A 13356-nucleotide genomic window follows, 5' to 3' on the forward strand; every position below is an offset into this window, starting at 1 on the left:
AGAGTACTTGTTGAGAGTGTGAATGTTGATAGAGATTTATTTATTATAGATGCACTATCTTCGGTATCTGGTCGATTATATGAATCGACAGAAACTCGTCATGGAGGTGGTAGTGATAGCGATCAACTTATATCAATAACTACATATAAACCTGGAACGCGGAATATTCAAGCAAGAATAGTGATTGGGGAAGGGGTAATTGATACTTATCAACAATCCATTTCGATTCCAAAAAATGTAGAGTGTTCAATTGAAATTACGTATGAAACATTATCTGATACATCGACCGACTCTGATTCATTTACATTTATCTCTGTTGTTAAATCTAATGCCTCAAAATCAATTAAACAAGTAATATAAAAGGGCGTTTAGCCCTTTTTGTTTTTCCTTAAAAAATGTGAGCCAACTAACATATAAAGAATAGTGTGTATTTTGGAAAGCATTCCCAGAATGTACCATTGATAGATATGAAATGATGTTAAAAGGTGGTAATTATTGCAGGCAGGTATATAATAGACTAGAAATTAGGTCATTGATTTAATTGAATTTTCATTTACTTTCTTTTAATAGCAGATCGGTCTTGAAAACCGGCGAGGGTTTACGCCCTCCGTGAGTTCGAATCTCACTTCCTCCGCCATTTTTGTTAAAGTCGTAAGTGGAAAAGTTTGTTAACTTTATAACTTGCGGCTTTTTTATTTTCTATCGTTTTTTATCTATTTTTATCTATATTTTATTCTGGATATCATTTAAGTTAATTTGACTAGGATACCCTATTGAGAAATAGATCATTATTCATATTAAGTCGCATAGTGGTTTATAAGCCCCATTTTTAGCTAATGAATACTATTGAAACCAGCATTATTAATGATGAATATTAGAAATAATAGATAGCATTACTTACTTTTTTATAATCCTTTTATTTAATGTCATCATAAAAACTTTCTCATCTATTGTGAGCATCTATGTAAGCTATAGTGGTATTAGTTAACTTAAATTGATATGAAGTGAACAAGGTATTGTGGATTTTAAAAAAATTAAATCTGTTTCTAGATAAGAAAACTGCACCTTAATTCAGTTTTTGTATAAGGTGCAGATTTAAAATAGGTTAGCTTTATGTTTGAGTATCGTGACTATTTTTTGCCATTTTCATCACAATTATTTATATCACTACATTTGCCGTAAAGATATAAACTGTGTGTTGCTAGTTCAATACCATGTTGTTTGCTGATCTCACGTTGACGTTTTTCAATAATGTCATCATTAAATTCAAACACTTTACCACAATCTACGCAAATAATGTGATCATGATGTTCTGTTGGCGCAAGTTCAAAAACCGATTTGTTACCTTCAAAATTATGACGAGTCAAAATATTTGCTTCATCAAACTGATTTAATACACGATAAACAGTAGCTAAACCAATTTCTTCACCACGTTCTAATAGCATTTTGTATACATCTTCTGCTGAAAAATGTTCCATTTTATGCTCTTGCATCAGTGCTAAAATAGTTAAACGAGGTTCAGTAATTTTCAGCCCAGCTTTTTTCAATAGTTTGATATTTTCTTCAGACATAATCGCCCCTTCTATCTATATTTTGCACTTAAGCAAGTTCCGCTAAACACATTTCATCAAAAACTTGTTTAACCCATTTTTCTACACGTTCAGCCGTGAGTTCTGGTTGACGATCTTCGTCAATACATAAACCAACGAATGTATTATCATCAACTAATGCTTGTGATACTTCGAAAGTATAGCCCTCAGTTGGCCAATGTCCTACGATAATTGCACCTTTAGGTTCAATAATATTACGAACTGTTCCCATTGCATCACAGAAATATTCTGCATAATCTTCTTGGTCACCACAACCAAAAATAGCGACTAATTTATCTGTAAAATCTATTTCTTCTAAAGTTGGAAAAAAATCATCCCAATCACATTGGGCTTCACCGTAGTACCATGTTGGAATACCAATCATTAAGAAATCGTATGCTTCGATGTCTTCTTTTGTACTTTTAGCAATATCACGAATATCAACGAGTTCACTACCAAGTTGTTTTTGAATCATTTTAGCAATATTTTCAGTATTGCCTGTATCACTGCCATAAAATAAACCAACAACAGCCATTTTTGTTACCTATGCTCTTGAATATTAAAATAATTTTGTAAAATACTTACAATCACTTCTGATCGACTAACATTCAACGTTGTCGCCAAATCTTCTAGTTGCTCAACTAAATCCGTATGCAATTTTAGCTCAACACGTTTTAATCCACTGGATTTATCGCGTTTTAATTGATTACGTTTGTTGATACGAATTTGTTGTTCACGACTCAGTGGATTTGTTTTAGGGCGTCCAACTTTGGGAGTATTAGCAAACAGATCCAATGTAATACAATCTGCGTCTTGTTTTGCCATGCGTCAAATCACTGAAAAATGTGTGGCTAAGTGAGAATGATAAGCCACAACTGAATTAATGCTGAACTATAACACAATTCATATGGGATTAAAACACGAATTTCAGCGCCAGTTATCTATTTGTTTGATATTAAAAATCTTTCAATAGCGCGGATCACAAAATTGGGTTTTTCCGCATGAACCCAATGTCCACAACCATTAATGGTAAAAGATGTCGCGTGAGGAAATTGGGCTAAAATTTGAGTGCTGTTTTCAGGTTGAATGTAATGGGATAATCCACCGCGAATAAATAATGTAGGCACTTCAACATAGCAATTTTGCCAATCCATAAGATGAACATAATTGTGTTTTAATGCAGTTAAATTGAAACGGAAAAATTCTGGTGACTGATTATCAAAAGATTTCAACATAAATTGTTGGATAGCTTCTTCTGGAATATGTTCAGCAAGGACTTTTTTAGCTTCTTGGCGCGTTTGTACTTGGGCCGCCTTAGTGGCAAATAAACCGTTAAACACAGTGTCGTGTTCATTGTTAGCATATTGAATGGGAGCAATATCGATCACAATTAACTTTTCAACCAATGCTGGAAAAAGTGCGGTCATTTTCATCGCAGTTTTGCCCCCCATCGAGTGTCCGATTAAAATAACCTTATTTAGTTGAAGGTGGTGAATGACTTTAGCTAGATCTTGAGCCATTAGGTCATAGTTCATGTGATTACTATGAAAACTTTGCCCGTGATTACGTAGATCAACGCGCAGAATGGAATATTGCTCACTAAATGCACGCGCAATGATGCCTAAATTGTTCATATCACCAAATAAACCATGAATGAAAACTAACGTTGGTTGATTAATTGATTGTTTTAATTGATGAAACTGAAAATTCAGTAAATCCTGCTCAGCCATAATTTGTATAGATTGTATATAGAGTATTTGTAAATAAATCGTTATAATGTGGCAAAATCTGAAAGAGATCAAGCAAGTGGAGGAAAAAATGAAAATTATTGAAGTTGATGAAGAGCTTTATCAATATATTGCGAGTCAAACGCAGTCTATTGGCGAAAGTGCGTCTGATATTTTGCGCCGTTTGCTTAATTTTTCTAATAAAAATATGCCAAAAGCTGAAACTGTTGTACAGCAAGATGTGGCGAAAGAGGTGAGTTTTACAGCAGAAGTGAAACAAGTAGTTCCACAATCTGAAGTAGATGAACCTAAGGTGTTACCGAAAAAACAATCAGATGAGTCAATTCAGCAAGTCACAGCGAAAGTTCGCGGTTTATTAAATTCTGCTGATTTTCAGCAAGAAACAAAGGCGGTGGTACGCTTCTTAAACATTTTGAGAGTGCTTTATCGAACTAACCCAGAAAGCTTTGCTCAGGCGACAGAATCCTTACAGGGTCGAACGCGAGTTTATTTTGCTCGAGATGAAGGGACCTTGTTGATGGCAGGTAATCATACTAAGCCGAAACAAATTCCTGATACACCTTACTGGGTGATCACTAATACTAATAGTGGGCGTAAAATGTTGATGTTGGAAGGTGCAATGCAATCTATGCATTTACCAACAGATCTCATCGAAGAAGTTAGAACTTATTTTGTCGCAAATTAATAATGTTTCCTTGGCAACAATTTGCACGTAATCCTGATACGATGAACCAAATCGCCTTGCGAGATTCGCAAGGCGAGGTTTTTACATGGCAACAACTTAATGATGAGATTCAACAATATGTTGCTATTTTACAAGCACAAGGCGTAATGCAGCAAACTGGTGTTGCTTTATGTGGTAAAAATGAACTGAAGTTGCTCTTGCTTTACCTTGCGGTGATTCAATTAGGTGCCAGAGTGTTACCGCTTAATCCCGCCTTTCCAAGCGAAAAAATTCAACAAATTTGTACCGATACTGATATTACCTTTTATTATTCTGCCTCATCATTATCCTTAATAGGGTGTCAGCCAATCAGCTTGGCAATTACAATAAAGTTGAAGGAAAATCAGTTAAAAGAGCGGTCTATTTTGCAAAAGTTTTTACTACCTGCGACGATGACCTTGACTTCTGGCTCAACAGGTAGAGCAAAAGTCGTGGTACATCATGTCCAAGCGCACCTTGATAATGCCGTAGGCGTATGCCAGCTGATGCAATTTAGTGCACAGGATAGTTGGTTACTTTCTTTACCACTTTATCATGTTTCTGGGCAAGGCATCATTTGGCGTTGGTTATTCATGGGGGCAAGATTAGATTTTCCACAAGCTGATTTTTATGCTTCGGTTTGTGAAGCCTCTCATGTTTCCTTAGTACCAACCCAATTACAACGTTTACTCGCATATTGGCAACAATCCCCAGCGCATCAGTTTACAACTCGGCATATTTTATTAGGTGGTGCGCATATTCCAGTGGAGTTAACACAACAATTAGCAAGCTGGGGAGTTTGCGGTTATTCTGGTTATGGTATGACAGAAATGGCATCGACAGTATTCGCTAAATTAAGTGATGAAAAAAATGGCGTAGGTCAACCTTTATTAAATCGTGAATACCAGTTGGTGAATGGTGAAATTTGGTTGAAAGGTGCGGGGCTTGCAATGGGTTGCTGGCAATCGGGTGATATTATTCCGTTAACTAATCAACAAGGCTGGCTACAAACAAAAGATAAAGGAATATGGCTTGATAATGAGTTGGTAATTTTAGGGCGAGTTGATAATATGTTCATTTCTGGGGGAGAAAATATTCAACCAGAAGAAATAGAGCGTGTGATTCAAAATTGGCGATATGTTAAGCAAGTCTTTGTTTTACCGAAAACAGATCTTGAATTTGGTCAACGCCCTGTTGCTTTTATTGAATTTTCACAGCCTTTTTCAGCGCTATTAGTGACTGAGTTACAAGCTTGGTTGGCAGATAAATTAGAAAAATTTAAACAACCAGTGCAGTATTTTGCATTGGATATACAAAAGTTGCAGCAGGATGCAATTAAAATTTCTCGGGCAAGATTAAAAGTAGAATTACAAAATTTACTAGGAAAGTAACCAATGAAAAAGATGAAGTTATTCGCAAAGTTATGTTTGGGATTGAGCTTATGTTTTATGTTCAATGCTGCTTCATTTGCACAAGTTCCTACAGAAAGTGATGTGCAAGCACAATTGAAAATTGCTAAAGGCACAGATCAAAATGATCCTAATAATAAAATTGTAGTACAGAATTTAGAGGAAGTTTTAACCTTACTCAGTAAAATTGAGAAGCAAAAAACGGATACAAAGGCATTACAAGCGCGTATTGATAGCGCAGCAGAACAGACATTAAAAACACAAGAACATTTAGCTAAACTAAAGAATAAATCAGTTTCTTCAGCAGAAGAATTAGAAAAATTGTCGTTAGCGGATTTACAGGCACAGTTACTGACTACGCAACAAAATTTACAGCAAGTACAAGCAAGTACAACTAGTTTAAATACAGAGTTAGTGACTTTACGTACTGCACCAGAGCGTGCACAAGTGACATTAAATACCAATTTAACGCGTGTTCAAGAAATTAATAAATTGCTTGCTAATCCTGATACTTTGCCGAGTGGACAACTTAAACTTGAAACAGAGCTTGAGTTATTAGAGCTGCAGAATGTGTTTAATAAGTTGTTATTGCAGGGTAATAATGTATTGACCACATTATATACAGTTCAACTTGAAGACAAAAATGTCGAGCAAAGCCAATTACAAGAGCAAGCAAAAGCATTGCAAGATGCAATTAATCAAAAATATTTGAAAGAGTCGCAACAACAAGTCGAACAACTAACTAAATCTCAGCAAGATAATAAAGGTACATTACATCCTGAAATTGCTTATCAATTAGAAATGAATGTGAAGCTGAGTCAAGAACTAGTACAGCAAACTACCGAAATGAATAGTTTGTCGCAAGATAACTTACGGATTAAAAATGTACTCAATAATTTACAGCAGACTCAGCGTAACATTGAAGACCAAATTAGTGCTTTGCAAGGCACATTAATACTTTCACGTATCATTAATAAACAAAAAGAATTGTTACCACAAGATGAAATGATCAGCGGTCTTGCTAAACGTATTACAGATTTGCGTGTGAAAATTTTTGATCTGACAGAAGCACGCGATAATTTATACGACACTCAACGTTATATTAACCAGCTTGAGAAAAAAGCACAGGCAACTTTTACAGCAGAAGAAAAAAGCAATCTTGATTCTATTTTACAAGAGCGTCGTAAATTACTCTCAGATATTATTAGTTCATTAAATAATCAATTAAATTTAGTCATTAATATTGAGCTTAATCAAAAGCAAGTTGCTTCAATTAGTGATCAGTTACAAAGTAAATTACAACAACAAAGTTTCTGGGTGAAAAGTAACGCGCCTATGGATTTGGATTGGGTTAAGCACTTTTTACCTGCGTTTCAAATTGAAGCAAAAGAAATTATTAAACAGATTAATTTTTCCAACTGGCGTGAGGATTTACTTCCTGCTAGCTTATTAATTACGCTTTTATTAGTATTAAGTACATTTATTCAGCTACAAAAGGCAAAAATTAAACAACGTTTAACTCATATTAATCAGCAAATTAACACCTTGAATTCAGATAGCCAGTGGCACACGCCTGAGGCATTGTTTTGGACATTCGTATTATGTTTGCCGAGTACATTGTTATTTTTGGCATTTTTAGTATTAATGGTTTATATCTGTTTTGAAGAACCATTAAGTGTCGCAAGTTGGGTCATGAGTATGGGAGGCTATTGGTGCTTCTTTGCTTTTATGTTATCGCTATTACGCCCAAATGGTATTGCATATCGTCATTTTAATATGCCAAAAGAAAGTGTAGAGATGTTTTATCGTGTGTTTAGTCGTTCAGTATGGATATCTGCGCTCTGGATTAATGCTTCTATCTTTACGCATTTAGAAACGGGTATTACGAATGATGTGATTGGGCAAGTAATGACAATTTCAGTATTGTTTATTTCTTTGTTGATCATTGGACCTCGTATTCAACATGCGGTGAAATCCTATGAACATTCCTCAGAAGATAGAACAAGATCGATTCATACGATTTTAAAAATTGGGCGCTTTTTCTTAGTTGGTGCCCCAATTATCTTAATTGCCTTAGTGGTTATGGGCTATTACTATACCGCACTTAATTTAATGGAACATTTAATGTCCTCTTATTTTGTGGTAGTGATTTGGTTAGTATTGAAAAATGTGGTACATCGCGGACTGACTGTATCTTCTCGTCGCTTATCTTATAATCGCATGAAGGAAAAGTATGAACAACAAAAGGCATTAACGCGCGTAGAAACGGAAGAAGAACTGAGTATTGGTATTGACTTGCAACAAAATGAAAGCTTAGGTATTGCACAAGTAAAAGATCAAGTATTACGTGTGACAGACTTATTATTAACAGTGATTTTACTAGGTATGTTGTATTGGGTCTGGGCTGATTTAGTGACAGTAGCTTATTATTTACAAGGCGTCACTTTATGGCAACAAAGTGTCACTACAGCAGCAGGTACAGTGATGGAATCGATTACGTTATTGAATCTGTTACTTGCTGTGGTCGTTTTAATTGCGATGTATGCATTAGTGCGTAATATTGGCGGTTTGTTAGAGGTCTTAGTATTCTCTCGTATTAGTTTCTCACAGGGTACGCCTTATACGATTACGACATTAGCCACTTACTTTATTATTGCTATTGGTGCAGGATTGGCTTTTTCGACTTTAGGGATGTCTTGGTCTAAATTACAGTGGTTATTTGCTGCACTTTCAGTTGGTTTAGGTTTTGGTTTACAAGAAATATTCGCTAACTTTGTTTCTGGTTTGATCATTTTATTTGAACGTCCGGTACGTATTGGCGATGTGATTACAATTGGTGAGTATTCAGGTACTGTTTCAAAGATTCGGATTCGTTCAACCACTTTAATTGATTTTGATCGTAAAGAAGTGATTGTGCCAAATAAAGCCTTTGTCACAGAACGTTTAGTCAACTGGGCATTAAATGATGCAATTACACGTGTTGTCATTAAGATTGGAGTGGCGTATGGCTCTGATCTTGAATTAACTAAACGCTTATTACTACAAGCGGCAAGTGATTGCGAGCGAGTATTAAAAGAGCCTGAACCAGTTGTCTATTTTTTAACTTTCGGTGCGAGCACATTAGATCATGAATTACGTTTATATGTAGGTAAATTAGCGGATAGGAACCCAACTGTTGATTTCTTAAACCGTCGCATTGATGAGTTATTTGCCCAAAATAATATTGATATTGCTTTCAATCAGTTAGATGTATTTATTAAAAATACCAATACAAATGACGAAATCAAAGTCAGCAATGAAAACACATTAATCAAAAGCTAAGGATATGAATGATGGCAGGAAATAGCATTGGACAACTTTTTCGTGTGACAACATTTGGTGAGTCGCATGGGGTGGCTTTAGGTTGCATTGTTGATGGCGTTCCGCCAGGACTCAGTCTATCAGAAGCAGATATTCAACCTGATTTAGATCGCCGTAAGCCCGGTACTTCTCGTTATACAACACCACGTCGTGAAGATGATGAGGTACAAATTTTATCTGGTGTGTTTGAAGGAAAAACGACAGGCACCAGTATTGGTATGATCATTAAAAATGCCGATCAACGTTCGCAAGATTATGGTGAGATTAAAGATCGTTTTCGCCCTGGTCATGCTGATTTTACTTATCAGCAAAAATATGGCATTCGTGATTATCGTGGTGGTGGACGTTCTTCTGCGCGTGAAACTGCAATGCGTGTAGCGGCAGGAGCGATTGCTAAAAAATATTTACGTGAACAGTTTGGTATTGAAGTACGCGGTTTTTTATCGCAAATTGGTGAAGTGAAGGTTGCACCGCAAGTGATTGAAGAAATTAATTGGCAGCAAGTCAATAGCAATCCTTTCTTTTGCCCAGATCAACGTGCAGTAGAAAAATTTGATGAATTGATTCGTCAGTTAAAAAAAGAAGGAGATTCGATTGGTGCAAAGCTCACTGTTGTGGCAGAACATGTCCCTATTGGTTTAGGTGAGCCTGTATTTGATCGTTTAGATGCAGAACTTGCTCATGCATTGATGGGGATTAATGCGGTAAAAGCAGTAGAAATTGGTGATGGTTTTGAAGTAGTTACCCAACGCGGTTCTCAACATCGTGATGAAATGACACCAGAAGGCTTTTTATCCAATCATGCAGGTGGAATTTTAGGTGGCATTAGTTCTGGACAGCCGATTATTGCAACTATCGCGTTAAAACCCACTTCAAGCATCACTATTCCTGGGCGCTCAGTGGATGTAGATAATCAGCCTGTTGAAGTGATAACGAAGGGGCGTCATGATCCTTGTGTGGGGATTCGTGCAGTACCTATTGCAGAAGCAATGGTGGCGATTGTATTACTTGATCATTTATTAAGACATAAAGCGCAAAATCGTTAGTCATTTATTCGGTTGTGTGTAAAAGCAAAATTAATTAGCGAGATAGGTGTGTAACACCAAGAGGATGTATGAGAGGATTAGCTAAAACTGCGATAATATTGACCGCACTTTTCTCACTTTTTAGTGTTGCTTCCTATGCTTCGCCGCAAGAATGGCAAAAAATTAAGCGTCCAATTCCCGGTAAGCCAGAACCAATTGGTAGCTATTCTAACGGCTGCATTATTGGCGCAAAAGCGTTGCCATATAAAGGCGATGGTTATCAAGTCATTCGTCAAAATCGTAATCGCTACTATGGTCATCCAGATATGATCGAATATTTACAGCGTTTAGGCAAAAAAGCTAAAGCAGCGGGGTTACCGACAATGTTAATTGGTGATATTGCAATGCCCGGTGGTGGACGTTTTCTAACAGGTCATGCTAGCCATCAAATGGGATTAGATGCAGATATTTGGTTGCGGATGGGCGCTATGTCTGATAAAGATGCACTGAATTCCGATGGCAAAGGCTTATTAGTCGTAGATAGAAAAGCACAACGCGTTGATGAAAAAGTCTGGAAGCATCATCATGCCACGTTAATTAAATTGGCTGCGCAAGATCCTAACGTGACACGGATTTTTGTTAATCCCGCGATTAAATTAAAGCTTTGTCAAACGGCTGGTCATGATCGTGCATGGTTGCATAAAGTACGTCCTTGGTTTGGTCATGATTCACATTTCCATGTGCGTTTAACTTGCCCTAAAGGTGCGAATTATTGTGAAAATCAAGCACCTGTTCCTGCCGGTGATGGTTGTGGTGCAGAATTATATTCTTGGTTTGAACCTGCTAAGCCCTCTAAGACACCAAGCGAGCCGAAAACCATACCGCAAGCACCTCCACTATGCCAACAAGTGCTTAATGCGCCAAATCGTAGCGAATGGTTGGAATAGGAATATCAATGGAATTTAGCCTTGAAATTATCACCTTATTATTCCTTGTGGCGTTTGTGGCGGGATTTATTGATGCCATTGCTGGTGGCGGTGGATTGATTACTATACCTGCATTACTCATGACGGGTGTACCACCAGCTTTAGCTTTAGGTACAAATAAGCTACAGGCTTGTGGTGGTTCATTTTCGGCAAGTCTCTATTTTTTGCGTCAAAGAGCGGTCAATTTATCCGAAGTTTGGTTAATTTTATTAATGACCTTTATTGGGGCGTCTTTAGGTACCATTCTGATTCAATTAGTCGATAGTACAATGATTAAGAAAGCGTTGCCTTTTTTAATCTTAGCTATCGGTTTTTATTTTCTATTAACGCCAAAATTAGGTGATGAAGACAGCCAAAAGCGCATTTCTTATAATATGTTTGCTTTCAGTGCTGGGGTTGGTATTGGTTTTTATGATGGTTTTTTTGGACCAGGCACAGGATCTTTACTGAGTTTGGCCTTTGTGATGTTGCTTGGATTTAATCTCACTAAAGCAACTGCGCATGCTAAAGTTTTGAATTTTACTTCGAACTTAGCCTCATTGATTTTCTTTTTTATTGGCGGACAAATTATATGGTCTGTGGGGTTAGCGATGATGGTTGGGCAGTTTATTGGCGCGAATTTAGGTGCAAAAATGGTGTTAACGAAAGGAAAAGCACTCATTCGACCAATGGTAGTGATGATGTCATTTATTATGACTATCAAGATGGCATATGATCAAGGTTGGTTTAGCTAAACAGGAATAAGCATGTCAGAAGAAGATATTCGTTTAACGGCACGAGTAGGTTATGAACCTCATTTTTCATGGTCTTATTTATTACCAAAATATTGGTTAATTTGGTTGGGTATTTTAGGTTTACTCTTGCTTGCTTTTGTGCCTTTTCGTTTACGTGATTGGTTGGCGCGTAAAATCGGCATTATTGTCGCACGTAAAGCTAAAAAACAATATCATCGTGCTAAGGTAAACTTACAATATTGTTTTCCTCATTGGTGTGCTGAGAAGAGAGTACATGTAATTGAGGAAATGTTTGTTACTGTCACGCAAGTGATGTTAGGTATTGGTGAAGTGGTGATTCGTTCTAAACAGCATTTGCAAAAGCGTAGCCAATTTATTGGATTAGAGCATATTCAGCAAGCGCGAGCACAAGGAAAAAATATTATTTTATTAGTACCTCATGCATGGGCAATTGATGCATCAGGGCTGATTTTGCACGCACAGGGTATGCCAATGACTTCCATGTATAATCCACACCGTAATCCTTTAGTTGACTGGTTGTGGACCTTAGCTCGTCAACGTTTTGGCGGTAAGATGCATGCTCGTCAAAACGGGATAAAACCCTTTTTAAGTCATGTGAAAAAAGGTGAAATAGGGTATTATTTACCTGATGAGGATTATGGTTCTGAGCTGAGTGTGTTTGTGGATTTTTTTGCTACTTATAAAGCGACACTGCCAGGTATTAATAAAATGGCACGTTTGACAAAAGCAGTAGTGATTCCGATGTTCCCACGTTATAACGCTGTATCAGGTAAATATGAAATAGAAATTCATCCTGCAATGGAATTAACCGATGAACCTGAACAGGCAGCACGTGCGATGAATCAAGAAATTGAGAGTTTTGTTACACCAACACCAGAACAGTATGTATGGATTTTACGCTTATTAAAAACGCGTAAAGATGGTGCTGATATTTATCATTAATTAATTCAATTTGATGACCGTACTTATTCTATAAAAATAAGTGCGGTCTTTTTTATTCTTTCATAACAGTAACTAAAATAGGGGTAAAAAAGATTATTAAAGGACAAGTAAAAAAGTGATAAAAAGTGCGAGAAAGGTTTGAGTTGGACTAGTTTTTTTGCGACAATGAGAAGCAAACTTTTGATTAAATTTTTGTAATCCAAATGTGTATGTATCAAGTTGAAATTACAAAAATTTTTTATTTTTTAACCGCACTTTTTAGGCAAAACAATGAATAACGAACTCGCTTTAATTAAATCTTCTATTAAGTCTATCCCAAATCACCCAAAAGAAGGCATTATTTTCCGTGATATCACGAGCTTATTAGAAGTGCCAGAGGCATTTCACGCCGTGATCGATTTGATTGTTGCACGTTACAAAGATAAAGGTATCAGTAAAGTGCTTGGTACAGAATCACGAGGTTTTATTTTTGGCGCGCCAATCGCATTAGCATTAAATGTGCCTTTTGTTTTAGTAAGAAAACCGGGCAAATTACCACGCGAAACTATCTCACAATCTTACCAATTAGAATATGGTCAAGATACTCTGGAAATCCATACTGATGCCATTGCACAGAATGATAATGTCTTGATTATTGACGATTTATTAGCAACTGGTGGGACTATTGAAGCAACCGCCAAATTAGTGGTGCGTTTAGGTGGGGAAGTCAAACATGCCGCATTTGTGATTAATCTACCTGATTTAGGCGGTGAAAAACGTTTAAATGATCTTGGTATTGAAACTTATACATTAGTGAATTTTGAAGGGCATTAATTCAAGTTTGCTATTTTAGAAAAAGG

Annotated in this window: 13 protein-coding genes; 9 read left to right on the top strand and 4 right to left on the bottom strand. The window is 36.6% G+C overall.

The window, feature by feature from the left end:
• Window positions 1–360: hypothetical protein (locus ACFSAV_RS06095; protein ID WP_379097439.1), on the top strand; the 360-nt coding region annotated here is incomplete at its 5' end.
• A 770-nt stretch (window positions 361–1130) separates the two neighbouring features.
• Here the strand turns inward: ACFSAV_RS06095 and fur are convergent.
• The 4 genes from fur to ACFSAV_RS06115 all read right to left on the bottom strand — a co-directional run bounded on the left by fur (window position 1131) and on the right by ACFSAV_RS06115 (window position 3319).
• A complete protein-coding gene (gene fur, locus ACFSAV_RS06100) occupies window positions 1131–1571 on the bottom strand; it encodes a ferric iron uptake transcriptional regulator (RefSeq protein ID WP_046338692.1) in 441 nt (146 codons plus the stop codon).
• Window positions 1572–1599: 28 nt separating this feature from the next.
• Window positions 1600–2124: a flavodoxin FldA gene (gene fldA, locus ACFSAV_RS06105; RefSeq protein ID WP_101775819.1), complete on the bottom strand. Its 525-nt coding sequence runs from the start codon at window positions 2122–2124 to the stop codon at window positions 1600–1602.
• A 5-nt stretch (window positions 2125–2129) separates the two neighbouring features.
• Window positions 2130–2414, bottom strand: coding sequence for a LexA regulated protein (gene ybfE / locus ACFSAV_RS06110; RefSeq protein ID WP_101775820.1), 285 nt, complete (start codon window positions 2412–2414; stop codon window positions 2130–2132).
• 116 nt (window positions 2415–2530) lie between these two features.
• The gene (locus ACFSAV_RS06115; RefSeq protein WP_379097445.1) at window positions 2531–3319 is read right to left on the bottom strand and encodes an alpha/beta fold hydrolase; all 789 of its coding nucleotides are present in this window, start codon (window positions 3317–3319) and stop codon (window positions 2531–2533) included.
• Window positions 3320–3407: 88 nt separating this feature from the next.
• Here ACFSAV_RS06115 and seqA point away from each other — a divergent pair, with 88 nt between their 5' ends.
• The 8 genes from seqA (at window position 3408) to apt (ending at window position 13330) form a co-directional block, all read left to right on the top strand.
• Window positions 3408–4022, top strand: a complete 615-nt coding sequence (gene seqA / locus ACFSAV_RS06120; protein ID WP_379097448.1) for a replication initiation negative regulator SeqA — start codon at window positions 3408–3410, stop codon at window positions 4020–4022.
• 2 nt (window positions 4023–4024) lie between these two features.
• Window positions 4025–5431 carry an o-succinylbenzoate--CoA ligase gene (gene menE, locus ACFSAV_RS06125; protein WP_379097451.1) on the top strand — a complete coding sequence of 469 codons (1407 nt, stop codon included), beginning with the start codon at window positions 4025–4027 and terminating at the stop codon, window positions 5429–5431.
• 3 nt (window positions 5432–5434) lie between these two features.
• Window positions 5435–8770, top strand: coding sequence for a mechanosensitive channel MscK (gene mscK / locus ACFSAV_RS06130; RefSeq protein ID WP_379097454.1), 3336 nt, complete (start codon window positions 5435–5437; stop codon window positions 8768–8770).
• A gap of 11 nt (window positions 8771–8781) precedes the next feature.
• A complete protein-coding gene (aroC, locus tag ACFSAV_RS06135) occupies window positions 8782–9855 on the top strand; it encodes a chorismate synthase (RefSeq protein ID WP_379097457.1) in 1074 nt (357 codons plus the stop codon).
• 68 nt (window positions 9856–9923) lie between these two features.
• Window positions 9924–10781, top strand: coding sequence for a penicillin-insensitive murein endopeptidase (mepA, locus tag ACFSAV_RS06140; protein WP_379097460.1), 858 nt, complete (start codon window positions 9924–9926; stop codon window positions 10779–10781).
• Between the two features lie 8 nt (window positions 10782–10789).
• Window positions 10790–11554, top strand: a complete 765-nt coding sequence (locus ACFSAV_RS06145; RefSeq protein ID WP_101775827.1) for a TSUP family transporter — start codon at window positions 10790–10792, stop codon at window positions 11552–11554.
• 12 nt (window positions 11555–11566) lie between these two features.
• Window positions 11567–12517 carry a lauroyl-Kdo(2)-lipid IV(A) myristoyltransferase gene (gene lpxM / locus ACFSAV_RS06150; protein WP_379097463.1) on the top strand — a complete coding sequence of 317 codons (951 nt, stop codon included), beginning with the start codon at window positions 11567–11569 and terminating at the stop codon, window positions 12515–12517.
• A 270-nt stretch (window positions 12518–12787) separates the two neighbouring features.
• Window positions 12788–13330 (top strand): adenine phosphoribosyltransferase, encoded by a 543-nt coding sequence (gene apt, locus ACFSAV_RS06155; protein WP_101775829.1) that lies wholly within the window; start codon window positions 12788–12790, stop codon window positions 13328–13330.
• The last annotated feature ends 26 nt before the right edge of the window (window positions 13331–13356 follow it).

This window comes from Pasteurella oralis (assembly GCF_042681465.1).
Classification (GTDB): Bacteria; Pseudomonadota; Gammaproteobacteria; order Enterobacterales; family Pasteurellaceae; genus Pasteurella; species Pasteurella oralis.